At 34.7% G+C, this 26,870-nt stretch carries 26 protein-coding genes and 2 pseudogenes; 17 read left to right on the top strand and 11 right to left on the bottom strand.

Features of this window, described 5'->3' with window-relative positions:
* Nucleotides 1–77: 77 nt before the first annotated feature.
* The 12 genes from ABWU38_RS07665 to ABWU38_RS07610 all read left to right on the top strand — a co-directional run bounded on the left by ABWU38_RS07665 (nt 78) and on the right by ABWU38_RS07610 (nt 7,643).
* Nucleotides 78–383 (top strand): hypothetical protein, encoded by a 306-nt coding sequence (locus tag ABWU38_RS07665; protein WP_264377128.1) that lies wholly within the window; start codon nt 78–80, stop codon nt 381–383.
* On the top strand, nt 384–881 hold the full coding sequence (locus tag ABWU38_RS07660) for a phage tail protein (RefSeq protein ID WP_230609226.1): 498 nt from the start codon (nt 384–386) through the stop codon (nt 879–881).
* Nucleotides 878–1,351 (top strand): hypothetical protein, encoded by a 474-nt coding sequence (locus ABWU38_RS07655; RefSeq protein WP_264374883.1) that lies wholly within the window; start codon nt 878–880, stop codon nt 1,349–1,351. The genes ABWU38_RS07660 and ABWU38_RS07655 overlap by 4 nt, the downstream gene beginning before the upstream one ends.
* Entirely contained in the window at nt 1,338–1,802 is a 465-nt protein-coding gene (locus ABWU38_RS07650; RefSeq protein WP_230609229.1) for a phage baseplate assembly protein V, read from the top strand. The genes ABWU38_RS07655 and ABWU38_RS07650 overlap by 14 nt, the downstream gene beginning before the upstream one ends.
* Nucleotides 1,799–2,059, top strand: coding sequence for a PAAR domain-containing protein (locus ABWU38_RS07645; RefSeq protein WP_172758482.1), 261 nt, complete (start codon nt 1,799–1,801; stop codon nt 2,057–2,059). Before ABWU38_RS07650 ends, ABWU38_RS07645 begins: the two co-directional genes overlap by 4 nt.
* The gene (locus tag ABWU38_RS07640; protein WP_019078516.1) at nt 2,056–2,391 is read left to right on the top strand and encodes a GPW/gp25 family protein; all 336 of its coding nucleotides are present in this window, start codon (nt 2,056–2,058) and stop codon (nt 2,389–2,391) included. The genes ABWU38_RS07645 and ABWU38_RS07640 overlap by 4 nt, the downstream gene beginning before the upstream one ends.
* Nucleotides 2,392–2,393: 2 nt before the next feature.
* Nucleotides 2,394–3,194: a baseplate J/gp47 family protein gene (locus tag ABWU38_RS07635; RefSeq protein WP_019078515.1), complete on the top strand. Its 801-nt coding sequence runs from the start codon at nt 2,394–2,396 to the stop codon at nt 3,192–3,194.
* Entirely contained in the window at nt 3,194–4,354 is a 1,161-nt protein-coding gene (locus ABWU38_RS07630; RefSeq protein ID WP_230609232.1) for a phage tail protein, read from the top strand. Before ABWU38_RS07635 ends, ABWU38_RS07630 begins: the two co-directional genes overlap by 1 nt.
* A gap of 168 nt (nt 4,355–4,522) precedes the next feature.
* Nucleotides 4,523–5,224 carry an ankyrin repeat domain-containing protein gene (locus ABWU38_RS07625; protein ID WP_230609234.1) on the top strand — a complete coding sequence of 234 codons (702 nt, stop codon included), beginning with the start codon at nt 4,523–4,525 and terminating at the stop codon, nt 5,222–5,224.
* 31 nt (nt 5,225–5,255) lie between these two features.
* Nucleotides 5,256–5,720 carry an ankyrin repeat domain-containing protein gene (locus ABWU38_RS07620; RefSeq protein ID WP_264375263.1) on the top strand — a complete coding sequence of 155 codons (465 nt, stop codon included), beginning with the start codon at nt 5,256–5,258 and terminating at the stop codon, nt 5,718–5,720.
* A gap of 4 nt (nt 5,721–5,724) precedes the next feature.
* A complete protein-coding gene (locus ABWU38_RS07615) occupies nt 5,725–6,159 on the top strand; it encodes a DUF2924 domain-containing protein (protein WP_230609237.1) in 435 nt (144 codons plus the stop codon).
* On the top strand, nt 6,153–7,643 hold the full coding sequence (locus tag ABWU38_RS07610; protein WP_353272729.1) for a recombinase family protein: 1,491 nt from the start codon (nt 6,153–6,155) through the stop codon (nt 7,641–7,643). Before ABWU38_RS07615 ends, ABWU38_RS07610 begins: the two co-directional genes overlap by 7 nt.
* A 421-nt stretch (nt 7,644–8,064) precedes the next feature.
* Here the strand turns inward: ABWU38_RS07610 and ABWU38_RS07605 are convergent, their stop codons facing one another.
* The 5 genes from ABWU38_RS07605 to ABWU38_RS07585 all read right to left on the bottom strand — a co-directional run bounded on the left by ABWU38_RS07605 (nt 8,065) and on the right by ABWU38_RS07585 (nt 17,646).
* Nucleotides 8,065–10,077 carry an ankyrin repeat domain-containing protein gene (locus ABWU38_RS07605; RefSeq protein ID WP_264375406.1) on the bottom strand — a complete coding sequence of 671 codons (2,013 nt, stop codon included), beginning with the start codon at nt 10,075–10,077 and terminating at the stop codon, nt 8,065–8,067.
* 874 nt (nt 10,078–10,951) lie between these two features.
* Nucleotides 10,952–14,371 carry a cytoplasmic incompatibility factor CifB gene (locus ABWU38_RS07600; protein ID WP_353272792.1) on the bottom strand — a complete coding sequence of 1,140 codons (3,420 nt, stop codon included), beginning with the start codon at nt 14,369–14,371 and terminating at the stop codon, nt 10,952–10,954.
* 53 nt (nt 14,372–14,424) lie between these two features.
* A complete protein-coding gene (locus tag ABWU38_RS07595; RefSeq protein ID WP_353272791.1) occupies nt 14,425–15,894 on the bottom strand; it encodes a cytoplasmic incompatibility factor CifA in 1,470 nt (489 codons plus the stop codon).
* Nucleotides 15,895–16,183: 289 nt separating this feature from the next.
* Nucleotides 16,184–16,717, bottom strand: a complete 534-nt coding sequence (locus ABWU38_RS07590) for a pyrimidine dimer DNA glycosylase/endonuclease V (protein ID WP_253307348.1) — start codon at nt 16,715–16,717, stop codon at nt 16,184–16,186.
* 20 nt (nt 16,718–16,737) lie between these two features.
* On the bottom strand, nt 16,738–17,646 hold the full coding sequence (locus tag ABWU38_RS07585; protein ID WP_264688169.1) for an Rpn family recombination-promoting nuclease/putative transposase: 909 nt from the start codon (nt 17,644–17,646) through the stop codon (nt 16,738–16,740).
* 386 nt (nt 17,647–18,032) lie between these two features.
* Here ABWU38_RS07585 and ABWU38_RS07580 point away from each other — a divergent pair, with 386 nt between their 5' ends.
* Nucleotides 18,033–18,986, top strand: coding sequence for a helix-turn-helix transcriptional regulator (locus tag ABWU38_RS07580; RefSeq protein WP_353272790.1), 954 nt, complete (start codon nt 18,033–18,035; stop codon nt 18,984–18,986).
* A gap of 210 nt (nt 18,987–19,196) precedes the next feature.
* On the opposite strand, the gene ABWU38_RS07575 is transcribed toward ABWU38_RS07580, so the two are convergent.
* Nucleotides 19,197–19,418 carry a BRCT domain-containing protein gene (locus tag ABWU38_RS07575; protein ID WP_353272840.1) on the bottom strand — a complete coding sequence of 74 codons (222 nt, stop codon included), beginning with the start codon at nt 19,416–19,418 and terminating at the stop codon, nt 19,197–19,199.
* Between the two features lie 120 nt (nt 19,419–19,538).
* Here ABWU38_RS07575 and ABWU38_RS07570 point away from each other — a divergent pair, with 120 nt between their 5' ends.
* Both ABWU38_RS07570 and ABWU38_RS07565 read left to right on the top strand, forming a co-directional pair.
* Nucleotides 19,539–19,757 (top strand): hypothetical protein, encoded by a 219-nt coding sequence (locus ABWU38_RS07570; protein WP_341819653.1) that lies wholly within the window; start codon nt 19,539–19,541, stop codon nt 19,755–19,757.
* A pseudogene (locus tag ABWU38_RS07565) lies at nt 19,744–20,865 on the top strand (recombinase family protein); the annotation flags it as partial. The gene ABWU38_RS07570 and the pseudogene ABWU38_RS07565, both read left to right, overlap by 14 nt.
* Before the next feature lie 501 nt (nt 20,866–21,366).
* On the opposite strand, the pseudogene ABWU38_RS08440 reads toward ABWU38_RS07565, so the two are convergent.
* A pseudogene (locus tag ABWU38_RS08440) lies at nt 21,367–21,489 on the bottom strand (IS256 family transposase); the annotation flags it as partial.
* A gap of 89 nt (nt 21,490–21,578) precedes the next feature.
* Here ABWU38_RS08440 and ABWU38_RS07560 point away from each other — a divergent pair.
* Nucleotides 21,579–21,797, top strand: a complete 219-nt coding sequence (locus ABWU38_RS07560) for a hypothetical protein (RefSeq protein ID WP_264688485.1) — start codon at nt 21,579–21,581, stop codon at nt 21,795–21,797.
* A 261-nt stretch (nt 21,798–22,058) separates the two neighbouring features.
* Complete coding sequence (locus tag ABWU38_RS07555; RefSeq protein WP_264688155.1) at nt 22,059–22,664, top strand: hypothetical protein; 606 nt, start codon at nt 22,059–22,061, stop codon at nt 22,662–22,664.
* 173 nt (nt 22,665–22,837) lie between these two features.
* Here ABWU38_RS07555 and ABWU38_RS07550 read toward each other — a convergent pair whose 3' ends face one another.
* The 4 genes from ABWU38_RS07550 to ABWU38_RS07535 all read right to left on the bottom strand — a co-directional run bounded on the left by ABWU38_RS07550 (nt 22,838) and on the right by ABWU38_RS07535 (nt 26,836).
* Nucleotides 22,838–23,815: a hypothetical protein gene (locus ABWU38_RS07550; RefSeq protein WP_353272789.1), complete on the bottom strand. Its 978-nt coding sequence runs from the start codon at nt 23,813–23,815 to the stop codon at nt 22,838–22,840.
* Nucleotides 23,816–24,022: 207 nt separating this feature from the next.
* Nucleotides 24,023–24,970: an IS110-like element ISWpi12 family transposase gene (locus tag ABWU38_RS07545; RefSeq protein ID WP_007302573.1), complete on the bottom strand. Its 948-nt coding sequence runs from the start codon at nt 24,968–24,970 to the stop codon at nt 24,023–24,025.
* A gap of 88 nt (nt 24,971–25,058) precedes the next feature.
* A complete protein-coding gene (locus ABWU38_RS07540; RefSeq protein WP_353272788.1) occupies nt 25,059–25,595 on the bottom strand; it encodes a hypothetical protein in 537 nt (178 codons plus the stop codon).
* A 215-nt stretch (nt 25,596–25,810) separates the two neighbouring features.
* Nucleotides 25,811–26,836, bottom strand: a complete 1,026-nt coding sequence (locus ABWU38_RS07535; protein ID WP_353272787.1) for a hypothetical protein — start codon at nt 26,834–26,836, stop codon at nt 25,811–25,813.
* Nucleotides 26,837–26,870 lie beyond the last annotated feature (34 nt).

Here is a 26,870-nt window from a genome sequence, read left to right as displayed (position 1 = left end):
AGTATGCTAAAAAAATATAAGGATGCAATATATTTTTAGAAGCCTTTAGAAGTGAATTTGAATGAATAGAAAATGGTATGCAGGAAAATGTAAAGAGGTTATTGAAAGATTGTCTTATCCATTTAGGGGAGATAGCTTTATATGAGTCAAAGGATAAGTCATATATGGTACAAGTATTAAAGCAACAGCCAGATAAATTATACGAGATTGGTGAAGGACAATTTGTGGAAGAAACTTTAGCGTTAGAAGTAAGTGCGTTTGATGTGTTAAGGCCAATAGTAGGAGATGTTTTTGTTATAGGTGACCGTAAATATAAAGTATATTCTCCACCGCTGCAAGATAATTCAGGAATGATATGGAAAATTCGAGCGTCAGGAGTATAAATGCGTACCGGTAGTATTATACAAAGTATAGATGCTGAAAGGAAAAAAGTGGAAAAAGCAATGGTGAGTGCATTAAACAAAACAGCAATATGGCTAAAATCAAAAGCAGCTAAGGAAATCAGTGAGGAAAAGAGAATAAACTTAGGTTTGATAAGAAAGAGATTAAGAATTTTTAAGGCGAAAACTAGCAGATTAGAAGTGTTAATTAGAGCAAATCTCTATGACATTAGAGCATCGACAATTGGCAAAATACAAAAAACAAGAAGAGGATCGAAAGTAGGAAAGCATGAGTTTATAGGAGGATTTGCAGCAGTTATGCCAAAAGGAAATAGCGGTATTTTTAAACGTGAAGGAAGAACAGCCCTGCCAATAAAGGAAATTAAGTTGCTACTAGAACCTGAGGCTTCAAGGATAATAGAGAATCTTGTTAATTATGAAGTTGAAAAGGTATTTGAAAAATTCTTCCACCGCGAATTAAGTTACATTACACCTATATGAATTGGCAAGATTTACATCAAGCAATCTGCACTAAGTTAAAAGAAGAAATATCAGCAATACAGACGTGTGAAATTTATCCAGCAATAAGAAAAGAATTAGTAGCGCCAGCGGTGTTTGTGGAACTAGCAAGTTTAGAACCAGGTAAAGATCCAGGTACTGAACAATTAGCTCTAAAAGCAAGATTTGAAGCTAGAATAGTAGTTGATAGCACAATAGAAAATGCTCCTCTCATTGTCAGATCATTAGCTGCTGAGGTTGCAAGAGTAGTGAACAAGAATACCTGGGAAAAGAATGTATCTCCGGCTGAATTTCTTTCTGCAGAGCCTGATGGATTTAGACCCGAATTAGATGCATATTTGGTGTGGATGGTTGATTGGAGTCATCAGCTTCATTTAGGTAAATCAGTATGGGAAGAAGGAAAAATTAAGCCACATACCATAAACGTAGGAAATATAAATGTTGGATCATAGTTTTGCGATTTCAGAGCTGAATAGGAAGCTAGCAAACATTGTACGAATAGGGCTTGTAAAAGAGGTAGATTATGACAAAGCAAAAGTAAGAGTAAAAATAGGAGAACTTTTAACAGATTATTTACCTTGGATAACGAGCAAAGCAGGAAAAGATAGAGATTGGTCTCCGCCAGATATCGATGAACAAGTAATGGTATTTTCTCCTCTTGGTGAACTATCATTAGGAGTAGTGTTAGCAGGAATATATCAGGAAAAATACCCTGCACCAGAGAATAAAAAAGAAATAAATAGTGTAAAATTTCAAGATGGGACAAGATTATTATATGATAAAGAGAAGCATAATTTAGAGATTGAAGTAGTAGACAAAATAACACTTAAGGCTGGGGGATCAAGTATAGAAATGACAAAAAGTGGAATAAAACTGAAAGCAGAAAGGATCGACTTAAATTGAACAAAGGAATAGTGAGGTTAGGAGACTACTGTGGAGAAGCTATACCACATTTCTGCATTAGCGGCAGTAACAATGTTTTTGTAAATGGTAAGCAAATTTGCAGGCAAGGAGATAGTTTTAGTGAAGGAAAAATATTAATAGAAGGATCTAAAACAGTATTTGCCAATGGGTTTGGTATAGGAAGAGTAGGAGATATAGTTTCATGTGGGTTTAAAGTAATTAGAGGGAGTTCTGATGTTTTTACAGAGCCAGTATGAAGGGAATGAGCAAAGAAACAGGTAAAGAACTAGAGGGTTTAGAACACTTAAAGCAATCAATAATTGATATACTGACCACTCCTATTAAGAGTAGAATAATGAGAAGAGATTATGGATCAAGATTATTTGAGTTAGTAGATAAGCCAATAAATAGGGATTTAACTTTGGAAATTTACGCAGCAACTGCAGAAGCTTTGGAAAAATGGGAAAAAAGATTTAAGTTAGAAAAAGTAAAAATAACAGAAGTGAAAGAAGGAAAAGTAACGCTTGACCTAGAAGGATTGTACTTACCAAGTGGAAAAAATATTCGCTTTGATGGAGTTGTGGTATAAAGATGGAGCAGCCTAACATTATTGAGCCACTGAACTTCGAAGAAATTCTGTCTCGGATGAGGGAAGAGTTGGTGAAGCGTGACGCAAGTTTTACAGCATTAGTTGAAAGTGATCCAGCGATAAAGATTCTGGAGGTAGCAGCATGGAGAGAACTTTTGCTCAGACAAAGGATAAACGAAGCTGTAAAGGGTAATTTACTTAAATTTGCGATAGGAGAAGATCTTGATAATTTGGCTGAATTTTATGGAGTAGAGAGAGAAAAAGAAGAAGATGACGAACGATTTAGAAAGAGGGTAAAAGCAAAAGTAAAAGGCTGGAGCACATGTGGGAGCAAGGAGTATTATAGGTATTATGCACTGTCAGCAGATAGTAGAGTAAAAGATGCACTAGTGGAATCACCTATACCAGGGAAAGTACAAATTTCAATCTTATCAACAAAATTATCCATAACTGGCATAGTGTCAGAAGAGCTACTAGAAATTGTAAAAAAGCAGGTTACTAGAGATGATATAAGGGTTTTAACCGATACAGTAACAGTGATAGGTTGCAATATTACGGAAGTAGATATCCACAGCAGAATGAGCATAAGTCCTTTAATATCAGAGGAAGAAATCAAGAAGCAGTTTATTGAGAAGTTTGAATTAGCAAAAAGATTAGGATGGAATGTAACAAGATCTTGGATAATAGCAAACCTATTTGTAGAGGGTGTAGAGAATGTAGAATTAATCGAGCCAAAAGAAGATGTTGTGGTGCTAGGTAATGAGTGTGCTGCTTTAAGAAACTTAGAGATTGAGTTGAATTAATGTTATTGCCACCAAATGCAACAAAACAGGAAAAAGCGCTAGTAGATGCAACGGATTATAAAGTTGATCCAAGTTGCATCAGAGGGTTTAAGTTTAGTCTTAAAGAAGAAACATTGCCGTGGTTGATTGAGGAATATGAATTGGGGGAGATACTACGCTGGGTAAAAGATAAAAGAAGAGCGATAGTAGAAGGAGTAAAGTTTCAAAGACTGAGAGGAACCCCAGAATCACTCAAAATAGCACTAAAATGGGCAAATATAGAAGATATTACAATTATCGAAGAACCACCTGGAAAACATTTTTTTGAGCTGCAAATTGGAATAAAGGATGTGCCAAATGACTTTTTTGTAGATGCAGTTGTAGAATTGGCAAAGCTGTCATTACCAGCAAGATCAAGGCTAATGAGGATTTTCAATGACCACTACAACATTGATAGGTTTATTTTAGATGAAAGCTTTTTTGGAAGTTTGTTATCGGATTACTCGGGGATAAAAATTGAAAAAGATGGACCAGTACTGTCATTCGGTAGAAAGAACACATTTGAGCTAAAAAGCTTAAATCCAAATTTTAAGTTTAGCACTTTTCGGATTCATTATGAGCAAGCATTTAGTAATGACATATATCGGTTGAATGTAGCAGTGCTTGGGGAAACAGAGCCTCACACAAAGGATTACAAAGGCATTTATGAAAGAAGTCATCAGTGGTATAACTTAAAAGCCCTGTATCCTCTAACTCAAAGCTTATTACCGTCGATTAAATTTGCAAAAGCGCAGATTGTACTGTCAGATAGCTGGAAATTAGGAGAAATAAATAGCTGTTTTCCGGTTGGTAGAATAGAAGAAGAAGGAAATAAATTTGTATTGGGAAACGATAAACTTTCAGGGCAACGTTGGAATTTAAAACACAAGCCAATTTTAGAAAGGTTTAGCGTTACTCACCACTACAAAATAGAAAATTATACAGATCAGAAGGTCAGAAAATATGTTTTAGCAGAACACAACATTTACTATAAAAACGACTTATATTCAGAGCAAAAAGACTCAATACACGAATTAGAAAAGCACATTTTAGTGTTTTACCCGGGAGTACTGAAATGGCACGAACATCGACATTTGCACAGAAGTTGGAAAAATAGTCAAGCAATATGTGTAATAAGTTAAATACTTATATTTAGATCCTCATATATTATATTAATAATAGTTTAAAGTGTATGAAATAAAAAGAAAAGGACTTGCTTTCTCATGCTAAAACGGACATGACTTGAATAGCAGCAGGTAAATATAAGAAATTTATCTAACGCTAGAAAAGCTAATTTTGTGAGGTATGAAATGAGTTTTAGCAAGAGTAAGTTTTTTAAAGAAGTATCAAGTAACGATATTAATAAAAGAAATGAAGAAGGAGAGACGATATTACACCAAGCAGTAGAAATCTCTGATTACAAAACAGTGAGGTTATTAATAAAAAAAGGGGCAGAGGTAAATGCAAGAGATAAGAATGGTTATACACCACTACACTGTGCAGTATTCGCAAAAAGTTTAGAAAATGTAAAAGTGCTGCTAAGAGAAGGAGCAGAAGTAAATGCTACTCAATATGTTACTGGATGTACGCCACTGCACTCTGCGTGCAAAATAGGAGGAGCAGGAGTTGAAATAATAAAAGAGCTGGTAAAGGCTGGAGCTGAAGTTAATCAACTGAATAAGTACGGTGCAACACCAATGTATTACATCTGGGAAAGTGAAAAGTATCGTCTATGTGATAGCAAAGAGAGTGAAAAGGCAAGTAAATTTTTGAGAGAAAAAGGAGGAGTAACAAAAAGTAGAGAACTGACGTGCTATGGAATAGAGGGGCTAGTGGGAGAAATAGCAGACATGTTGAATGGAAGCTACATGCCGGAGCTAAAAATAATAGAGATAGAAGAAATAAGAAAGAGAGACAAATCACTAATAAAGGAAGAATGTGAAAATTTAGCAAGCAAAATAATAAGCCAGATAAATGAAATGATAGATGAGGTGGTGAGAAGGAAAGCTTAAAAAAAAGGTCAAAGAAAAGGTGAGGTAAATTATGTTAAAGTTTGGCAAATTTAATAAGTCAGCAGAAGAATTATTAGAGAACTCACATGAAAATATTTATGCAAGAGACGAGAAGGAACTGCATTATGCGGTAGACGCAAAAACAGTGAAGTTATTAGTCGAAAAAGGAGCGAATGTGAATGCTAAAGATATAGAAGGACACACAGCACTGCACCTAGCGGTAACGGAGAAACGTCTAGAAATCGTGAGGGAATTGATAAAATCAGGAGCAGACGTAAATGCTGAGGAATATGGAAATAAATGCATACCTCTACACCTTGCGTGCATGGTAGGTGAAAAAGAAATAGTGGAGGAGCTAGTGAAAGCTGGAGGAGAAATAGAGCAAGCGGATAAATTTGGAATGACAGCGATGGATTATGCGAAAAATAGCAAAAAGATAACCGAGGTATTAAAGAAAGAAACAGACAGAATTGAGAAGCTATTTATGAAGGGCTAAAAATATGGAGAAAGAAATAGAAAAGAAAGTAATGAATTTAGAGAAAAAACCTTTGAATGAGCTGAGAAAAATATGGAAGAAGGTATTTGTGGAAGAAGCACCTAGATACTCAAAGAAATATCTGATACCAAGATTAGCTTATAGAATGCAGGAAAAAGCGTATGGAGAAATGTCAAGAAAGGGGACAAAAAGACTAGAGTATCTGGCAGATCGGCTAGAGAAGGGAAAAAGAATAAGTAGCGATAAATTACCAGTAGAAGGAACAGAATTAATACTAGAGAGAGGAGAAGAGACGCATGCGGTAATGGTGACAGATAAGGGTTTAATCTACCGAGAAGAATTTTTCACGTCATTGTCAGCAGTAGCAGGAAAAATAATGGGAATGAGCTACAATGGGCCGCTTCTATTTGGAATGAGAGATAAGGAGAAAGAATGCTGAAAGAGGTAAGATGTGCGATATATACAAGAAAATCAAATGAGGATGGTCTCGAGCAGAAGTTTAATAGCCTTGATGCCCAGCGAGTAGCATGTGAAAAGTATATAAAGAGCAAAGAAGGCTGGGTAGCATTGGCAAAAAAGTACGATGATGGAGGATATTCAGGAAAAAATTTAGAAAGACCAGCGATAAAGGAATTATTTGAAGATGTCAGAGGAGGAGAGATAGACTGTGTAGTAGTATATACACTAGATAGGTTATCAAGAGAAACAAAAGACAGCATAGAAGTAACGTCATTTTTTAGAAGGCACCGAGTAAATTTTGTAGCAGTAACACAGATATTTGACAATAATACGCCAATGGGAAAATTCGTACAGACAGTATTATCAGGAGCAGCACAACTAGAAAGAGAGATGATAGTAGAGAGAGTAAAAAATAAAATAGCAACATCAAAAGAACAAGGTTTATGGATGGGAGGAACTTTACCGCTTGGGTATGATGTAAAAGATAAGGAATTAATAATAAATGAAAAAGAAGCAAAAACAGTGCAGCATATATTTGAAAGATATTTGGAGCTGAAGTCAATGGCAGAGTTGGCAAGAGAGTTAAACAGGGAAGGATACCGAACAAAAGCAAAAACGGATATCTTTAAAAAAGCAACGGTGAGAAGAATAATAACAAATCCAATATATGTGGGAAAGATAAGACATTATGACAAACAGTATGAGGGAAAGCATGAAGCAATAATAGAAGAGGAAAAGTGGAAAAAAGCACAAGAATTGATAAGTAATCAACCGTATCGAGGAGTAAAATATGAGGAAGCGCTACTAAAGGGAATAATTAAATGTAAGAGCTGTGATGTAAATATGACGCTGACATACTCAAAAAAAGAGAATAAGAGATATCGATATTACGTATGCAACAATCATTTAAGGGGAAAGGGTTGTGAATCAGGAAGCCGAAATGTAATAGCAGGAGAAGTAGAAAAAGAAGTAATGAAGAGAGCAGAAGATTTATATGAAAAATGGGAAGAAAAAGCGGAAGAGTGGAAAAATTTAAGTTTTGGAAAGCAAAAAGAAGTAGTGAAAAAGTTAATAAAAGCAGTATTTGTGAGAGAAGATGGAATAGAGGTGCATTCTGAATCAGAGGAAAAATTTATACCAATAAAAAAGAAAGGGAACAAATGCACAGTAGTAGAACCAGAAGGAAAAACAAATAATGCGCTACTGAAAGCAGTGGTAAGAGCCTACCTGTGGAAACGGCAACTGGAGGAAGGAAAATACGAAAGTGTGAAAGAGCTGAGTGCCAAAATTAATATAGGTACAAGACGTATACAGCAAATTTTGAGGTTGAACTATTTAGCACCAAAGATTAAAGAAGACATAGTAAATGGGAGACAGCCAAGAGATTTGAAATTAGTTGATTTGAGAGAAATACCGATGCTGTGGAGTGAGCAAAGGGAGAAATTTTACGGCTCAGCGTCGTAACGTTTATAAAAACAACAATATGAAAAAACATCGAAAAAAGTATGTGCCAGAAAATTAAAAAAGGTTATTGCAAAAGGAGCTACTACAAAGGGCCACACAAAAAGATGTTGAAATTGATATAGAAGAGCAAATAAATGTTACAAAATCAATTATGTAGAAAATCAATATAAGTGATGAAGATTTTAGCATATTAGGTGCAACAATGGTAGAAAATGATCCAATTTTAGCTGCATATTTTAATAGTAGACCTGGAGTGTAAAAGGCAGCCCAGCCAATTGTATGTTCCATATCCTCATTTTGTAGCCAGCTTAAAAACAACATAAAAGAGTATTCTTAGAAGACATTGGTACGAACTCCTTAACCTATAAATTATAGTAGTTTATATTTAAATAATAATCTTCAACTTTTTTAGCAAATCAATCTACCTAGAAACTTCTCTCCTAGGATCAGAAGTCCTTCTTAACTCTTCACGTTCTGTCCATTTGTTTTTAGACTCGCTTATTACTTCAGGATGCATTAATTTTCCAGACCTTTCAAAATATCCCTGTTCAATAGCATAGTAGACATCATAATCACCAAGTGCACAATCCTCGCCTAATTCTTCTTCATGACCTTTGAATTTTTCCAATACTTCCTCTCTATTACTCACTTCTACTATAATTTTGCTTTTATCTTGTACGTCAGGATACAGTCTAACGTCTATATTTCCCAAACTGGTATAGAAAGTTAATACTATATCGCTGCCTTCTGTAAGATCTGTGTAATTCCTTATGCCATCTTGGGTTATAATTTCTACCTCACTTTTGCCAATTTTTATTACACTCCTTCCATATCCTTTTTCTCCTTGAGGTATTCCTAAATTCCTTGTTCTATCTGTGATTTTTGCAACATCTATTATACTATCCTCTGAGTATTCTAAGTAAGATACACTGTTATCGATTTTTCCATCACACAGTTGACCACTGGTAGCATCCCTTGCAACTCTAAAAAATTCTTCAGCATAATTAATGTACTCTACATGAGCCTTGATTACATTAGCTTTATGATCTTTAAACTCTCGTTCTATTGTATCAATGACTTTTAAACTATCTGAGTTTTTTAACTTTGCTCCTCTCGATATTAATGCACATACTATATCACTGGCAATTCCATAGCTTCCTTCTAACTTAGCAATTTTTTCTAGTACGTGATCTGCAAAGTAATAATCTTTGTCTTTAGCAAAATTTAATCTCATTCCAGAAGCTATAATCTCATTTACAACTTCCTGTAGTTCAATCATGCTTTTAGCTTTTACTACCTTACTCAAAAACTTATTTAGCTTAGCAAGTTGATTTGTTTGATACATCTCTGACAAGAGACTATCACATTTTTCACAATTATCTTGCTTATTACCTACAAAGTCAGTTGCTCCTGCTTTTAAGAGTAAAGCTTTTACATCAGGAAATTGACAAAACGGCCAAATTGAACTATCACCCTTAACATTTAAAACTATCTTTACATCTTGGTTATTTTTATGTTTATCTAAAAATTTTTTCAGATCTTCAACACCTGGACCATAAGGATTATCCCAATCTTCATCAGAATCTGTAGCTTTAACCATTTTACGTAGTTGGTCTCTTAACTTTTTTTGGTTGTCAGTTAAAAAACACTCCATAATATTGTTGCTATCAATTGCAATTTGCAGTGGGGTTTTTCCATTGTTATTTTTTATGTTTAAATCAGCTCCTTTGCTTATGAGTAAATCCATAACCTTTCTGCTATAATCATTACAATTAGCAGCATAATAGTGTAAAGGTGTATTACCTTTTTTATCTTGTATATTTGGATCAGTTTTTGCATCTAAGAGATACTTTAGACCTTCATACTCACTGGAATAAATAGCAGTATCATGCAAAAGTGTTTTACCTTTATTATCCTGCATATTTAAATCAGCACCAGCTTTGAGAAGAGGATGAATGGCTTCATCGTGTGCGACAAACACATTCAATACTGTTGTTCCTAGATGTCCTCTTTTTAGATTAAGAACGTACTTCAGGTCTTTATTTTTCTCGTTACTTTCTAAAAACTGCTTAAGATTTGAAAATGAGTCATAATTCCCCATATTAAAATCTTTTATAATACTATTGAGTAATTTTTGATTTAACTTTTTTTGACTCTCTTCCAGTTTTAAGTTAGGTGCATGAATAAGCCACTCATCTATTAAATCCTCTAAGTATTTTTTATCATCTATCAAACTTCTATCAGCCCAAAATAAATCTCGCTTAATGAATTCATAATAACTATCTACTGGTAATTCAGTTGCTTCTGTTTTTGGGCTACCTATTTCTGAACACTCTTGTCCAGCACTTAGGTCACACTTCAGTTTTTGCTCATCAGTGTGTTTGCTTTGTTCACTGATAGGTTCTGCAATATATTTTACTGGCCCTGTACCCATATTACCTGCTAGCTCTAGATATAGGATATATTATATAGAATGTGTAGTATGTGTCAAGCTAATTTCAACATAATCTTTTTACTACTCATATTTTTGTTAAGTTTTTATGGTGAGTACTGCTAGGTTAAAAGTTGTTTATTACTGGAAGTTTTAGCCAATTTTACTATAGATCAACAAAATTGAGAACACCAGCTATATTTAATATATAGGAATATGATGCTTTAAAGGAGTACGGAAACTGCTGAAGTTTTTACAGCAAACCTGTATAGAGCAACTTCAGCAGAATAAACAAATATATGCCAATATTAGTAGAGAACTATTTACAGGTCAACTAACTTTTTCAAAACATATTTTAGTGAAAGTACCATGCTAGTTAGTGTTATAAAAAATTCAATTGTTTACTCCTTCAAAAAAGGGCGTATCTTTGTGAGAACAAGCAGCTTAAAAATAAGGTTATAAAAATAGAAGTTTGAAATCTTTGCAATAAAGTTAGGCAAAATAGTTCGTATGTAGATGTGGGTGAAATGGGCTAATGTGGTTAGTTTTAGCGTATAATAAAATTACCGTATAAAAAAGTTCGTACGGTACACATGGTAGACCACGCGATTCCAAGAAAAAATCTTCTCACGCTAGCTGATTTTTGTTGCTGGAAATGGTTGCATCATTTAAATTTATTAATGTTATACACTACCAAATTAATAGTTGCTCATTTAAGAACCTCCTTCAACTTTACCCAACTCGACACATATACTTTTTGAAACATTGCTGCAAGTAGAAAAAAACAGGTTACCCACCTTAACTTCTTTAAATTTGCTCACAATCTTTACTTGATGCATAAGGTTTTTGTTACACTCCTTTCATCTACCGATTACCTCTACTTACCGCCTTTACCTTTGCTAAGGTCAGAAACACGACTAGCTTCAGGACCTTCTAAACTCGACTGTGGCAGGTCACCAAAATTACTGGAATCACTAACACCAAGCGATATAGGTGCTTCTACTAATCCATACCCTCCTCCTACTCTGTGATATCCTAATTCTAGATAAGTACGTAGTAATGGATCAATTTGTTCTCTATTTTGAATGTATGCTTGCAATTGCACATCTTGAAATCCCGGATCATTCCTGAATAATTGTGAAATGCCCACTCTTATGTTCTGAAAGTAATTTCTATCTCTGTTTGGGTGGCCTCTTCCAAGAAAATCGCGTATTATATTTATGATATTCTGCACTTGCCCAACAGGATTTTCGTTTAGAACTCGATTAATATCACTAGCATTTTCTAATGCCCATAAACCACAATTCCAACCATCTGTTTGCTGACTAACAGAAACATTATTAATCCTGATATTATTTCCTAAGTTATTTTGAATGATATCAGTAATACCACCTGGAACAGCAGTAGCAGTTGAATCAGCATAGTACCCAACATAGTTCCCATTTTGACGTTCAATCACTAGTGTAACCCAATGAGTATTATTTAAAGTAATGATTAAAGTTAAACGCTGTTGTTCTTCATTTTCCCTAAATTGATTTAATACTCTAACAATGTGCTCGTTACCGTCATTCCTTGCCAAATTAGCTACTTCAAAAGTGTGATTACCTTCAGTACGAAGCTGATATCGCAATCTTCCAGCGTGAGCTATATCAATTTGTTGAAGCCAGTAATCATAATGTTCATTTCTCGTCGCAAATTCTAGTGTAAGTAGATCATTTACTTCTATCCCTTGATTTCCAAGAATATCTCTTATTTGTCTTCTTATCTCTTGTGCTGTAGGAATGGAATTATCACCTCCCCTTATTCTTGACTTTAATGTTTCTATTACCTGTGCTCTAGTACCTTGCAAGTAACTAAATGGAACGTGCAGATTATCATCTATATCAAGCAAAAAAATAGAGTTCTGTCCTGGTTTTCTTTCCGTGTAAAAGCGCCTGAAATTTTCACGAGTCTGATCTGATAATAGACCCTCTGGTGGATTTTCATCAATAACACTTTCAGGTCCCACTAATCCTCTAGTACTGCGGTCAAGCCTATGTATATATAGTTCTTGTGGAATAGATATAAGATCTTCTACTCTCTGTGCACCTGCATTAAATACAGCAGAAGATAAAACCACCTCATTTCCAGGAGTAATAGGCAAATATCCCCTTTGCTTGTTCATAAGTTCTTTTATTCGATCTTTTGCGTTATTCTCCTTTTGTGCTACTTCTTCTGCATTATCAGCAAATCCTAATACATATACAATCGGGTGAGTATCTGGAGCATTCTCCGTAGATTGTCTTAATAATAAAAGGTCTAATCTCTGTTCTGTAATTCTTGTGAGCATTACCCTTTCTCCTTCTTCTTCCTGCCTCCTTTTCAAACTATATGTTTGACCAATTTTATACATAGCAAGCACTTTATCAGGATCGTCACTAGCATAAAATGTACCATGTAGTATAGAACGAAACTTATCCTCACTATTAACATTTATTGCATCCCTAAGTGGCATCAATGCTCCAGAGATCTCTTGAAATAATCCTCTATGCTGACCTACATTTTTCCAGCCATCATTCATAACCCTTTCTGAAATACCATGTACATTTTCAGCATTAGGTACTTGTACAAGATCACCATCAAGAAAATTATTTGCATTATTATTTTGGTAATCGTGATATAAACCAAGGTCATTTGGTTGATCAATATCTAGCTCAAATTGGTCATTAAGTGTGCATGAAACTTCCCATACATGAACATTATTTCCATTAATATTAAGATTTTCTAAATTGATTGCTCCTTGTTGTTGTGCATCGTGAGCTCTAATATGGAGTATAACTATATCAGAACCTTCAGCATGAAAGACCATAGTCAATGCGCGCTTTCTTAAATTGGGGTCACCATGTATAAATGTGTGCTTTATTATATGTACTTCATCTTCCTCTACACCTTCTAGTTGTAAAGGGTGTATATCAAAAGCACTACTTCCAAAAGTAAAACCAGTTATACAATCAAATACTCTGTTATAATTATCTGCATTTCTTGGTATTTCACCAGGAAGATGTTGAAGCAAGAAATCTCTAATATTCTCTCCAACCTCTTCATCTTCTATATACTCAAACAATCTTTGTACTAAAGGAAATCTATCCTGTTGAAGCCCTACTGTATCAACACTAAAAGGATCTAGATTTAAATTAAAATTTAATCCAACACAAACAGTATGCTCTGATGTGGTATGAATAGGTATAAATGAAGAATTGTGTAACCTTCCAGCGTAGCCTATGGCACAGTTTAATGCAACATCTGACGGTGTGTCAAATATAGCAAGATTAATAACAATAGGAATATTTTCTCTTTCTGCTTGATGACGTACAAGAAAAGCAACATGTGAGTTTCTAGGAGATAAGTCAAGATCGATGCCTATTGTGTAGCGATGACTAAAATTTGCTAAAAAACCTAATAAAAACCCGTGACTCTCAAATTTTTGACTGCGATTTTCAATATTATTTTCTAGCGCTTGTCTGCAATTATCATAGATGTCAGTGATGTATGGCAAAACTTCCCTGTGCATTCTACGTTCTACATTTTGTCTTTGGTTATTTGCTAGTATTCCCATAAAGTTGTCAATCCTTTGTTGACCTTGTGCTACCTGTGCAAACTTGACTGATCTATCAAGTTGTCTGAGCTGATTGTAATTGAGTTGTCTTCCTTTTATTTCCTGAATTGTCAATCCGTGATCTCCTAAGAGTTGTCTAAGAAGACTAATCTCAGATGCTGAATACTTGGCAAATTTATCTCTATCTCTAAAATCCTTTTCACGAATCACCTCGAATACTGTTGCAATTGCCTCTCCCTGACTCTTGCCCTTTCCATGCATGCATACTTTGTATTGCTCAAAATTTAAGTCTTCTTCCCTTAAATTTGGATTTTGCCGTCTAATCTCTCGCACTAGAGCATTTCTCTCCCTTGTACTGAACCTCAACCCATCACTATTAGGACGATCAGAAATACTGTAGCATCTGACAACTTGCTGTCCGTCACGATAAACAGCGACTTTTAGATTTCCTGTATTTCTATTTCTACCACCTGTATCAATACCATGATTATCAAAACGAAAATACACTCTCTCATTTTCATTTAAGATATTAGCATCATGTGCAGTAGAAAACATACTAAAAAAGAATACAGGAAGGAAACGACCTGCACTCACATGATACAAGAAAGATGGACATTGATCTAAAAAAGATTCAAATCCTTGTCTGAATCCTTCAAGATCTCCATCCACCAAACTCCTAATAAATCCATCACCATTACTCATACAAAATACCCCTTATTTACTACGACCAGAAACACCAAGAGTTCATAAGTGGATTACTTATTACCACTAAGCGTAAAGACGCTTTTTTTCTTATAAGAAGAAACACCACTTACACTAGGAGTTCCAAGCTCAGACTGTGGACCATCATCAACTGGCAAAGTTGTTCTCTTACTACCATGAGCTTTAGATCGTGACCGTAAATTATTCCAAGGACCATCACCTACAGGTGGTAAAATTGTTTTCTCTAACTCAGAGAATAATTCTTCCGCAAACAGACCGTAATCTACATTTACTCTTTTACCTTCTCTACCACATAATCTAAGACTTTTTATTATCCTTCCCTTAAAGAACTCAAATCTTTCAGGAAAGCTATTTTTAGCAAATAACATCATATCTAGTATTTCTTTTTTCTCTATTTCTTTTTCCTCATCAGACTTATAAATGTCTTCTCGTTTCCAGTTAATTATTAACCCTGCAAGCATGTCCTGTATAGGAACTATACAATTAGAAATATTAACAGAAATCTTTCTGTATTCAATAAAGCAGTCACATTTCCAAATCTTCATAATAAGAGATCTAGCTTGAACATTTGATTCAGGATTTTTCAACATTACATTTGAAAGTGAGTAAAGAAGGAGGTCATACTCATCCTGTGAGAGTATTTCCTTTGAATGATCACCTCGTGCTGAAGCTTCCTCATAACACCAGCACTGTACCAAATCATGAACCGTATCAAAAAAACATGACTCTATTAATTCAGCAAGAAGAGCATATACTCCCTTATCTTTCTGCAATAATTTCTGTAAAAGAGTATCTTTATCGACTATCTTATTTACACAAAAATCTAAAATAGGAGCATCTTTCTCAACAGATTGAACGCGGGACAGAGCAATAATAGCTTCTGTAAGTTTCTTTTCCTTATCTTCTTCTTTTAAATGATTATAAAAATACTCTACTCCTTCACTCCACTTAAGTTTTACAGCACTGTCAAAGCCTTCTACTGCATCATACTTCTTTAATTCCCCAGATTCTCTATCGATCCAGAAGTTGAACACATCACCTTTTCTCTTCATGCTATTTAATAGGGAGTTTCGTATGTATTTATCAGTTATAGGATTACCGCTACCATCAAGTGTGCCAGGAGGAAAACTGTTCTTGTAAAATTCAAATCTTTTTTGAAAGAATGGATGAATTTTATCCACTACACAGTAACTACAAGCCATCTCATATTTGCGAAGTGGATTATCTATTCCACCTATTTTCTCTTCAGTAAACCTTTGACCTAAAGCAGCATTATCCAACCTTACACCTGACCAGCAACCTTCATCTTGGAATACATTGTGCAAAAACTTCAACTTATCACCCTTAAAGTATTTTATGTGCTCCATAAAGTTATCTTGAAGGACTCCCACCCATCTCTTGATAGCTGACTTCCTCCCGGCAGCAACTGTTGGATCTGGATGTTTAATAGCTTCCTGTAATTTTTTGGACATCGTAGCCCGAAGCTCTTTCTGTGTTGGCATTAACCCCTCCTATTAAGTATTTATATAAAAAAGGCATTGTACAGACATTAGAATGGATTGCAATATTAAAATTACTAGAATAGAGGGTTTAATAAAAAAAACGTTATGGCTAAAACTTCTTTTCTTGAATTTTCTCAATATAATCAACAGAAAACCCTGTTATTTCAGCAATAACATCAATAGAAACACCCGCCTTGAGTGAATTTTTAGCCACAGCTATTTTAGCCTGTTTTTCGCCCTCTTCCCTGCTTTTTTCATGTCCGATTTGGATGGCTTCTTTATTTATGAGCTATATTAGCTGTGGTATTGTGTAGCAGATTATCCAACCTGGTGCTTCTCTACCTTTTTCCCACTTAGCAAACCTCATCTTTTCTTTTAGGTAATATTCTCTATAGGCTTCTATTGGATTACTACATTTATATCGATCAGGTAACGCTTGTGTAAAAATTTGTATATCAGCTGATTGAAAAATTAGCAAATCCTTATTATTATCACACCAATCTATAACTTCTTCGGATTTATGCGTTCTTTTGTATCGCAAGCTATACTCTATGCACAATTCTTTTCCATGCTTTATCAACCAATTAAAGTTTCCTTTTGAGTGTCTAGCCCATAGAGAACAAGGGTGGTTTTTGTGAGTAAGTTTATATGGAACTTCTATATTCTGGTCTGTGATGCTGACTAAAGGATTTGGCACTTTTAATGCTATTGAAAAAACATTACTTAATAACTGAGCAGTTTCTAATGGCATTTTTACTATATGCTTATCACATAACATTTGTGCCGCAATTGCTGGGTTTTCATCTAGTACAAAGATGTTCATCTAGACACCCAAAGATAGAATTAGCTTAAGTCTTTGACTTCGTTAACTGTAAGACCAGTAGTTTGAGCTATTATATCGATAGAAACCCCTGCTTTAAGTAGGTTTTTTGCGACTTCAATTTCCCTTTCTTTTCTGCCTTTTTCATGACCGATTTGGATGCCTTCTTCTCTGCCTTCTTCTCTGCCTTTTTCAGTAGCATCATCAAGTTTTTGAGCGAGGACAGCCTGTTCATCAAGAATACGTTTTATTTCCTGTTCATAGGCAATAAATTCTTTTTCTGACCAGTTAAATCTATTTAGCTCTTCATAGGCCTTTTTAATTATTACATCACTACCTATTATTTTTTCCAGCTCTTCTTCACTAGTCTCATCTGCATATCGAAAAAAATAAACCCATTTTTCAACTATATTTTCCAACTGATCTTCCTTATTCTTTGGAAATTTTGGCAACTCAATAAATATAAAATAGAAATCTTTTAGATCATGCTCATTAGTGTCTTCATCTCGAATAGTATGCTTTGATTTGTACTCAGATTTATTAGGAAACAGTACACAATCTGCTATAGCAATGAAGATAATTTCCTTAAGGTTATGATACTGGTCACCTTTATCAGCTTGCCTTGAGTAAGCTTTAGCAGCATAGTATTGAGCACGTTTTTCAAATCCTTTAGTTTTAGCGACCTGCATCTCGCAAATGTATTGAGCACCTGTAGAATCTCTACAGAGAACATCAACAATACTTTGCTTTTTAGCGGCGATATCAGGGTCTTGAATAGTACTTAAAAACTCTATATCATTTATTTCATTTTTACCAGTAAAGCCAAGAATATCATTGAGGAAGTGAATAAGGATATCTTTATTTTTTTCAGTACCGAAGATACGCTTAAACGATACATCATTTTTGGGATCAAGAAACTTAGAAAAAGCCATGAGACATTAACCTAAAAAGCATTAATAATTATACACAATTCTGAAGAAATGTTCAAGTTTTTTATTTTTTTAAGTTTTGAATGCGTTGATGAAAAAAAATGTCTCCCATAGATGGCTTTAGAATGCTACTACGCACCTTAGAGGTTGTTTGGGGTAGATCTTTTTATAACCCACTCATAAAGCGCCTAAAAACCCCGGCAAATGAATTCATGAGCTATAAAGAGCTTTAAAAACACTTATTTTTGGTGCAAGGGCCTAACAAAAGTGCGAACGTAAGCCTACCATTAGCTCTCACACCTTTCATAATAAAGAGCTTGAAGTCAACATTTTCATGGTAAATTTATGCTCACCTGTGTAATAATGTGTAGTTTATTTCTGTTAGCGGCATGGCAAAACGTACTACTATCTCCATAAGATACGAAATAGCGCAGAATGTAAGAAGCTGGATATTAAAGCGAAAATATACCCAAAAAGATTTAGCAAATAAAACAGGTATAGAATACTATACGCTGCTAAGGTATGTAAAAGGAAAATATGGCATTCCAACTGAAAAGTTAAAACGTATAGCAAAGGCATTGTCAGTTCCTATTAGTAATCTACTTCCTCCACCAAGAGAAGACAGTTGTTTTGATAAAGATAAGGCGCAAGAGACGTACGATTTCATGGGAAAATACATGAAAACAAAGGGGAGAGGACCGCGCAAGGCAATTAATGCATTAACCAAATTTATTCGAGCTCAAGAGGAAAGTGATGTAAAAGCAGCAAGAATAAGAATGGCAAAAAATATGCTCGAGTTAGAATTTGATGCTGATATTATCTACCAAGCAACAGGCTTATCAATAGATGAATATGATAACAAAGAGCTAGTTGTCTGTAAGCGTCACAAGGAAGGACAAGAGATGAAGAAATGGAGGATAATAAGGGAATATACTCAAGAGGAATTGGCAAAAGAGCTAGGTGTAGCAAGTTCACAAATACATAACTATGAACAAGGGAAGAGTACCTTTTTGAGCGAGGTGGCATGTAAAGCAGCAGAAATATTATCAGTAGATGCTGAAGATCTAATAACGGAAGAAGATTACTATGAAAGTGAAGACGAGGAAGTAGAAAATGAGCTATTAAGTTCGACGAGAGAATTCAAAAGAATTGATAATCAGGAATCAAGAGATGAACTGAACATACTAATAGAATTTTTATCCCAAAGAAGGCAAATTTACAAAGAAAAGATCGACAAAGCAGAGGGGATCAAAGTTGCAAATAATCTGCTTATATTGGGCATTCCCATCGATATTATCCCCGAGATAACTGGCTTAACTGTAGAGGAACTTGAAACCAAATAGGCATCCATAGCAAGAATTTCATATAGAGCTTATGGTTTCAAAAAAAGCTAACAATAACACAAAGTGTGCTACAAGGTATGAAATAGCACAAAAAGTAAGAAGCTGTAGGTTAAAGCGAGGATATACCCAAAAGGACCTAGCAAATAAAATCGGACTATTATTTGTGCCGAGGAAATGACGCAGTAGATACAAGAATTGATCGAGAAGGGTTTATTCTTCTCCCAAGATTAATTTATTAAATTTTTCCTCAGTTAAAATTTTAACACCTAGTTCTAAAGCTTTGTGATACTTTGACCCTGGATCTTTACCTACAACCACAAAATCCGTATTTTTGGACACACTAGAGCTAACTTTTACACCTAAAGATTCGGCTTTTGCTTGCGCTTCCTTTCTCTCCCTTGACAGCTTGCCAGTAAATACCCCTGCAACAATGTTGCAACAAACATAAAACTAAAAAAAATAATTTCCCGGCAGCTTCTACTCAAAGAACGAGGAGTTGTTTTCACTTATAGAACCAACGATCAACTGACCATCTGTTTCGATGAGTGATATATGAACATATTTATATATTTTCAAGGAAAGCTCATGGGAAAAAAGAAACTGACTGTTCGTGTTAGCTATAGTTATGAACCTAATCGGTTAGCAGAATTGTACTTATTAGATGCATATAAAAAACTAGCATTAAATAAACAAGTAAATGGGAGCCAAAAGGAGAAAATTTTTGAATGTAACAATAGAATCAATTTAAGGGGGAGCAATGATAACTGTTAGTCTGTACGCGAGAGTTTCTTCAGGAAAACAAGTGCAAGGAGATACAATAGCAAGCCAAATTACTGCTATAGAGAATAAGATTAGTGCTGATGGACATAAATTACTAAGTGAATATAAATTTATTGATAATGGTTATAGTGGCTCTGATATAATACGTCCTAGTTTAGAAAAATTAAGAGATCAAATAGCAGAAGGTAATATTAATAAGGTTTATATTCATTCTCCTGATCGTTTGGCTCGCAAATATGTACATCAAATGTTATTAGTTGATGAATTTAAGAAATTGGGTGTAGAAACAGTTTTCTTGAATTGTCAAATTGACGATAATCCAGAATCTCAATTACTATTACAAATACAGGGTATGATAGCAGAATATGAACGTGCAAAAATTATGGAACGAAGTCGTAGAGGCAAGATTCACGCAGCCAATAAAGGCAGTATAAATGTAATGAGTGGAGCTCCTTATGGCTATCGTTATATAAATAAGCATATAGGAGGAGGACAAGCCTTTTTTGAAATTAATGAAGAGGAAGCTGAAGTCATTCGTAAAATGTTTTTTTGGGTGGGAAGGGGAAGAGTAAGCATTGGAGAAGTATGTCATAGATTAAGAGCTATGTCCATCGTAACACGAACAGGAAAAAGGTATTGGGATAGGAGTGTAGTCTGTCGTCTATTACAAAATCCTGCTTATAAAGGACAAGCAGCATTCGGTAAAAAAAAGCTAGGAGTAAAATTAAAACACGTAAGACCACAGAAACGCTCTTGTGAGCAACCGAAAGACAATTATTCTACTTTTCGTACTGATAAAGAAAATTGGATTTATATTCCTGTACCTAATATTATAAACGAAGATTTATTTGATATAGTTCAAGAACAGCTAACTGAAAATAAAAGAATAGCTAGGAGAAGACGAATGGGAGCAAATTACTTGTTGCAAGGTTTAACAGTATGTCAGCTTTGTCATTATGGATATCATGGTATTAGCACTTGCTCTAGCGCTCGTCGAACATATTATCGTTGTACTGGTACGGAGCGAGGTCACTTTGGTGGCAATAAAATGTGTAATAATAGAATGATTCGTACAGATGTATTAGACGTGGCTGTATGGGAAGAGGTAAAATACCTATTGAAAAATCCTACTCGGATATTAGAAGAATACAAGCGTAGACTTTCAGAGATTAAAAAATCACCATTAGATCAAAAAAGTGACTTTCTTGAGAAAAAAGAAGATCAATTAAACTGTGGCATTGCAAGGCTTATTGATGGCTATACTCAAGGATACATCAATGAAGAAGAGTTTAAACCAAGAATTAAAGCAATGAAACAAACCTTACAAATGATCGGAGAGCAAAAGAAAAAGATATTTGATCAAAAAAGACTTGAACAAGACTTAACTCTAGTGGTGACTACTTTAGAAGAGTTTTCTTCTAGCGTTAACTCAAGTCTTGATAACGCAGATTGGCTAACTAGACGTGATATCATTAGAACATTAGTTAAGCGAATTGAGATTAACCATGAAGACGTGCATATCGTGTTTCGAGTAAAAGAGCTGCCAGACTCTTTCACACACAGTGGAAAAGCGGACCAAAGTTTATTGCAACATTGTTGCAGGAGTCAATGCTCCATCTCTTCCTGTCAACGGTCTTCCTTCTCGTATAGACAACAGGATATTTGTTTCTAATTCTTTATAATCTACCAAACCGGTAGTTCTGTTTACTACTTTCTGACTCATTGTCAAACCTCCATTTTTTTATATCAATTTATTACTTTTTTTTCGGTTTGACACAGTTTATTTAACACTCCCTAAGTAAAAAAAGTCGAATATGTAAAATAGGATCTGAGCGTATTCGCAAAGCTCTTTATATGCCAGCTATAGTAGCCAAGAATCATAATTCTCACTTTCAAAAGTTTTGCCAACGTTTAGAAAGTAGAGGAAAATGCCCAATGGTTATAATTGTTGCGCTGATGAGAAAACTAATGCATGTATTTTTTGGTATTCTTAAAAACAATCAACCATTCAATGGTGGTTTAGTTAAGTGACTCATTGACATGAGAAAGTTGCTTACCTTTTCTAACTCTTTGACCAGAGATAGTAGAGTTTTTACTGAGAAATGTAACAAATAGGTCAGCTTCCCTAAATTAGTGTAGCTGTGCGTTCGCACAAACTTAAAGCACAGCTACACTAATCAATGGAATTTAAATTCGGTTTAAAAAGTTTTTTAAAATTACTATTGACATGAAAGACAGTATCTGGAGAAGTTTTATGATCTTAATTTATAAAAACAATAGGAGAAAAACATTATGAGAACACCGAAAAAAATATGGAAAAGTATTGCTAAAAAATTCAAAAATAGCGCTGCCGCAAAAGAACAAGAGCCAAGTGTTTCTAGCAGCACAGAAAAGAGAAGAAGGCAAAAAATTTTAGAAGATATTCCTAGCATAAAAACGACCATAGAACAGCAAACCACACCTACAACCAAAACTACTACAGCTAAAGATGAAAATAGTAAGGAAGTGCGTGAAGTATGTAAATATGGTGTAACAAATAAAGATACTACTCACGTAATTGATAAAGCTACAGAAACTGACACAAAATTATGTAATATAAATAGTGAAGATCTTCAACCTATAAGTGAAAGCAGCGAAAAAGCGCAAATAGAAACTACTGTAGAGCCAACTTCCGAACCATGTTTTGATAGTAGATTTAGCAATTCTGTAGACGAAAAAAACAAACCGTTAACGCAACAAAGGCAAGCAATCCTGGCTGGTGTTGTTGGTGCGGTGTTATTGGTAAGTTGTGTTGCATCTTATCTACTGATTGAATATTCCAAAGTACACGTTATAGCGGTAGTTGGAGGGATTGTTGGGTTGGTTTGTATGGGTTTTGCGTTGTGTATAATGCTCTAAAGCCTGGCACAAAGCTAGAAAAAGTGGAAGACATAGAACAACTGGATCTACAGAATCTTAAAGCTAGTGGTATGATTGAAAGACCATAAATGTCAAGTAATTTTTCAAACAAGATAATTTCTTTAGAAAAACTCCTAAGCTATTAATTTAATATCACCATAGGGATCTCCACCCTATAAATGGCCTACTGTTTGACTTGAAGCTTCCTTCTTTTTCGGCGAGTCTAAACTACCAATCGGACTCACAAGAGTAGACGGAACGCCTGATTCTTTCACTACACAATCTGATTGTTTAATAGTTTCAGCTAACTCTATAGGTATACCACCGTTTCTTTCAAAACCTCCATCTTTTACAGCTTGTAGAACACTTTTCCCTCCTAAAAAGCAGCTTTCTCCTAAACTTAATTGATCTTTTAATTTATCAAACTTTCCCTGGCTCTTTTCATCGAGCTCTACTTTTATTCTATTACTACCTTCATCCCTAGAACTTAGATAAATACTAATCTTTCCTACCTCAGTAGTAAAAGACATCTCGACGCTGCCTTCTAAGACATCTGTGTAATTTCTTTTTCCTCCTACATTTTCAACTCTTATTATACTTTCTCCAATCTGTAAAATGCCACTTTCTATATTGAAATTTTCATTCACCTTACTATTTATAACCTTTGCAACTTCAACAATACTGTTTTGTGGCCACCTAAAAAAAACAAGATTGTTATCCGCTTCTACTGTTAGATCATCATCTTGAGCTTGTTCATTCTTGTTTACTAAACCTTTATATGCTATACTTTTTAGTTCTTTCTCAATTTTTCCGCATTCTGCAAAAATAGGTTCATCATTTCCCCACATAACTTCACTTACCATACTATGATCATAAAAATCAGACTCTATTTTTGCACCTGCTGATAATATCTTATTGACAATATTGAATAAAGGTTCTTCACCCTCTGTCCACTCATCTATTGCCTCTTCCTCTTCCTTATAATCTTTATACCGTGATCTAGTAGTAGGCGTTATACGCATAACACTATCAGCATTAGCAATATCAATTATTTTTTTGAACACAAAGTTCGCTACAGTGTACTCATAGCCATCACAGCGTAAATTTAGCTTTATTTTCTTTTTCAAATATTCATCTGTTAAATGTTCCATCAACTATGTTTTTTAAATTTTTTATTTGTATAATTTTGCAACTTTACCCAACCATATAGATAATAAAAACCCGTTTGTCATAGAAACAGAATTCTATATCAAACAGCTGCTGCAACAATTTCCGTTTAAGCTATTGTGAATAAGCACTTTAAGTTTGTGCGGACGTGCTTGTTCACAATATTCATTTCAATTACTGCTATGTAAATTTTAAATATTCAAATTAATTGCTTCTTTAAGCCTTGCGTTAGCAATTACTATAATTTTACGCATTAGAGCTGTTATAGCTACCATCTTCTTCTTACCACTTTCAACAAGCTTAGAATAAAAGGCACCAAGTACAGATTTGGACTTTGCAGCAGCCATGGCAGATGTAAAAAGTTTTGCACGAACATTGCTTCTACCACCTGTTATTCTTCGGTATCCAATAGTTTTACCACTTTCTTTTGGATAAGGTGCAACCCCAGCAAGGCTTGCAACTTCTCTCCTGCTTAAGTAACCAAGCTCTGGCATTAAACAGAGAAAATCTTGAGATAACTTTGGACCTATTCCAGGAACTGTTTTTAGGATTTTTTGACGTTGTTGTAACTCACGGCTTTCATCAATAATTTTTTGTATAGTATTATTGAGTTCATCTATTTGAATATTAAAGAATTCGATAGTTTTTTGACAACTTTCTTTTATATGGTCATTTTCAGGTGCTGCCAGTCTACATTTTTCCTGAGCTCTCATTTGCGTAATGTCATCACGACGTTGACAAAGTGCAACCAAGGTTGATTGATTTTCAAAAGTGGGTACAAATAGAGAGATAGTGCTGTGGCGTTCAAATCCATATTGAGCAAGAGCTCTTGCATCTGATTTATCAGACTTTGCTAAAGTTCCGTGAGACAAGATAAAGCTTTTTACTTTACGGGTATTAGCTCGATGTGTGGCAATATTTTTGTCAACAAGAAAATGTAATAAACCAAGCTCATACTTTCCTGTATTTTCTAAAGTTACTAAAGAATTAGGTAGGATATCTGAAAACTTTTGAAACAATTGTTGCCAGCCAGAAGTATTATTGTCAAATCCTACAGTATTCTTCTGTTCGTGAACTGCAACAACATTTTTAAATTTCCCGATATCAATGCCAATAAAATTTTGATAAGATGTAATCATTATAACCTCGATAGTTTAATTAATTTAAGATTGTAAACGGGTGCATATACATGTCCCACACAACTATTCAAACGTATCGAGAGATGGGCTAGTGTACCTTGATGGACACGGTTGTAATACCAATATTCTGCCGGTCGCACACGCCCGTGATAACCCTATCCCTATAGTGAGTAGGGTTATCTTTCCCTCTTATTTCCTTTATATCATATTTTTGACTTACAATATTCTCCAGGGTAACCTTTGTAGAATTTCTGTGTTCACCTTGGCGAGGCATTTCTACCTTTGCTCTTACTATATTTTCCATCTTTCTATAAAATTCATCAATCAAAACTTTTTCGCTTTCAGTTAACAGCTTTCCTAACCCCATTAAAACTGAGTTTGCTGAAATAAGAGAATTTTCAACAACAGTATTTTTATCTGCAATACCGGACTCATCCCAGTAATCAGAATCATCACTTTGTTCTTGACTTGACGATACTGTACCACTTTCAAGAGTTTGCCGATCAAAATGTTCTGCATACAGTTCTTCAGTAACTGACCCACTAGGTGATTCTTCTGTCTCACTTATTTTGAGATTTATTTTTGCATTAGAAACCTGCTCAGGTTCAAAAATACCTTCAGTCATACACCCCCTCGATAAAGATATTATGTATAATATACATAGCACGGATAAAAGCTAATGCAAGAATAATTTTTCTAACTTTAGTATTCTTGACTTCCACAAACTTCACTGACATTGATGTGCACACCTCTGATCCTGCTATGCTTCTGCTTGTTAATTAGCTATGCCTGCCAGATTAACGACATTACGATCTGCTGATTACTTCAATATCACTATCGTCAGAATGCAACGAGCTTAGTAACTGAACATGCCGGCACTGATTGCGCTTCACTTAACCTGCTACTTAGATCTGGCTGATCATTAGTTTGATTTGCAGGGCTAGTAGTTGCTTGCTGTGAATCTCTTGCAGCTCTAAATTCCATAAGCTGAGCTCTTATTTCTTCTATTTCTCTTGCCGTGTTTTGCCTTTCTTCTTTTAACTTTTCTATTTCTCTTGCCATATCTTGTCTTTCTTTTCTCAATCTCGTTATTTCGGTTTGGTGCATCTCTTCCATTTCTCTTAATCTATATGCTGTTATTTCAATTTGATATCTCTCTTCTAATTCTCTCACCCTATTTTGACTTTCTTCCATTTCTCTTAATCTTGTTGTTTCAGCTTCACGTCTTTCTTTCAGTTTAGCTAATGCTCCTGCACCATCATCACCAATACTGTTATTATATAAATTAAGTTTAGTAAGATTTGTAAGATTACCGTTAGCTAAGGCCTTTGCACCTTTTTTACCAATATTGTTAGACTGTAAGTTAAGTGAAGTAAGATTTGAAAGCTTACCTTTAGCTAAGGTCTCTGCACCTTTTTCACCTATACTATTACCCCTTAAACCAAGTGAAGTAAGATTTGCAAGATTACCGTTAGCTAAGGCCTTTGCACCTTTTTCACCAATATTGTTAGACTGTAAGTTAAGTGAAGTAAGATTTGTAAGATTACCGTTAGCTAAGGCTTTTGCACCTTTTTCACCAATATTGTTAGACTGTAAGTTAAGTGAAGTAAGATTTGAAAGCTTACCTTTAGCTAAGGTCTCTGCACCTTTTTCACCTATACTATTACCCCATAAATTAAGTGAAGTAAGATGTGAAAGATTCCCATTAGCTAAGACCTCTGCACCTTTTTCATCAATATCGCAAAACGGTAAAAAAAGTTTTGTAATGTGTATTTTACTTTGTAAAAAGCCTACCAATTCGCTTATATTTATTGTGGCGTTATATGATACTAAAGCGTCATCTTTGACATATTGAGAAAAGTTCATTTTACCCTCTATATTAATGCTATCATGTAACATA

Origin of the sequence: Wolbachia endosymbiont (group A) of Urophora cardui (assembly GCF_964028435.1) — a bacterium.
Classification (GTDB): domain Bacteria; phylum Pseudomonadota; class Alphaproteobacteria; order Rickettsiales; family Anaplasmataceae; genus Wolbachia.
Note: the sequence above shows the minus strand (reverse complement) of the source record. Positions and strands in the feature narration are given on the sequence as shown.

Bases quoted from the DNA above. Each gene is read 5' to 3' on its own strand.
- ABWU38_RS07665 (WP_264377128.1), top strand. From the start codon at position 78: ATGCAGGAAAATGTAAAGAGGTTATTGAAAGATTGTCTTATCCATTTA.
- ABWU38_RS07660 (WP_230609226.1), top strand. From the start codon at position 384: ATGCGTACCGGTAGTATTATACAAAGTATAGATGCTGAAAGGAAAAAA.
- ABWU38_RS07655 (WP_264374883.1), top strand. From the start codon at position 878: ATGAATTGGCAAGATTTACATCAAGCAATCTGCACTAAGTTAAAAGAA.
- ABWU38_RS07650 (WP_230609229.1), top strand. From the start codon at position 1,338: ATGTTGGATCATAGTTTTGCGATTTCAGAGCTGAATAGGAAGCTAGCA.
- ABWU38_RS07640 (WP_019078516.1), top strand. From the start codon at position 2,056: ATGAAGGGAATGAGCAAAGAAACAGGTAAAGAACTAGAGGGTTTAGAA.
- ABWU38_RS07635 (WP_019078515.1), top strand. From the start codon at position 2,394: ATGGAGCAGCCTAACATTATTGAGCCACTGAACTTCGAAGAAATTCTG.
- ABWU38_RS07630 (WP_230609232.1), top strand. From the start codon at position 3,194: ATGTTATTGCCACCAAATGCAACAAAACAGGAAAAAGCGCTAGTAGAT.
- ABWU38_RS07625 (WP_230609234.1), top strand. From the start codon at position 4,523: ATGAGTTTTAGCAAGAGTAAGTTTTTTAAAGAAGTATCAAGTAACGAT.
- ABWU38_RS07620 (WP_264375263.1), top strand. From the start codon at position 5,256: ATGTTAAAGTTTGGCAAATTTAATAAGTCAGCAGAAGAATTATTAGAG.
- ABWU38_RS07615 (WP_230609237.1), top strand. From the start codon at position 5,725: ATGGAGAAAGAAATAGAAAAGAAAGTAATGAATTTAGAGAAAAAACCT.
- ABWU38_RS07610 (WP_353272729.1), top strand. From the start codon at position 6,153: ATGCTGAAAGAGGTAAGATGTGCGATATATACAAGAAAATCAAATGAG.
- ABWU38_RS07605 (WP_264375406.1), bottom strand. From the start codon at position 10,077: ATGGGTACAGGGCCAGTAAAATATATTGCAGAACCTATCAGTGAACAA.
- ABWU38_RS07600 (WP_353272792.1), bottom strand. From the start codon at position 14,371: ATGAGTAATGGTGATGGATTTATTAGGAGTTTGGTGGATGGAGATCTT.
- ABWU38_RS07595 (WP_353272791.1), bottom strand. From the start codon at position 15,894: ATGCCAACACAGAAAGAGCTTCGGGCTACGATGTCCAAAAAATTACAG.
- ABWU38_RS07590 (WP_253307348.1), bottom strand. From the start codon at position 16,717: ATGAACATCTTTGTACTAGATGAAAACCCAGCAATTGCGGCACAAATG.
- ABWU38_RS07585 (WP_264688169.1), bottom strand. From the start codon at position 17,646: ATGGCTTTTTCTAAGTTTCTTGATCCCAAAAATGATGTATCGTTTAAG.
- ABWU38_RS07580 (WP_353272790.1), top strand. From the start codon at position 18,033: ATGGCAAAACGTACTACTATCTCCATAAGATACGAAATAGCGCAGAAT.
- ABWU38_RS07570 (WP_341819653.1), top strand. From the start codon at position 19,539: ATGAACATATTTATATATTTTCAAGGAAAGCTCATGGGAAAAAAGAAA.
- ABWU38_RS07555 (WP_264688155.1), top strand. From the start codon at position 22,059: ATGAGAACACCGAAAAAAATATGGAAAAGTATTGCTAAAAAATTCAAA.
- ABWU38_RS07550 (WP_353272789.1), bottom strand. From the start codon at position 23,815: ATGGAACATTTAACAGATGAATATTTGAAAAAGAAAATAAAGCTAAAT.
- ABWU38_RS07545 (WP_007302573.1), bottom strand. From the start codon at position 24,970: ATGATTACATCTTATCAAAATTTTATTGGCATTGATATCGGGAAATTT.
- ABWU38_RS07540 (WP_353272788.1), bottom strand. From the start codon at position 25,595: ATGACTGAAGGTATTTTTGAACCTGAGCAGGTTTCTAATGCAAAAATA.
- ABWU38_RS07535 (WP_353272787.1), bottom strand. From the start codon at position 26,836: ATGAACTTTTCTCAATATGTCAAAGATGACGCTTTAGTATCATATAAC.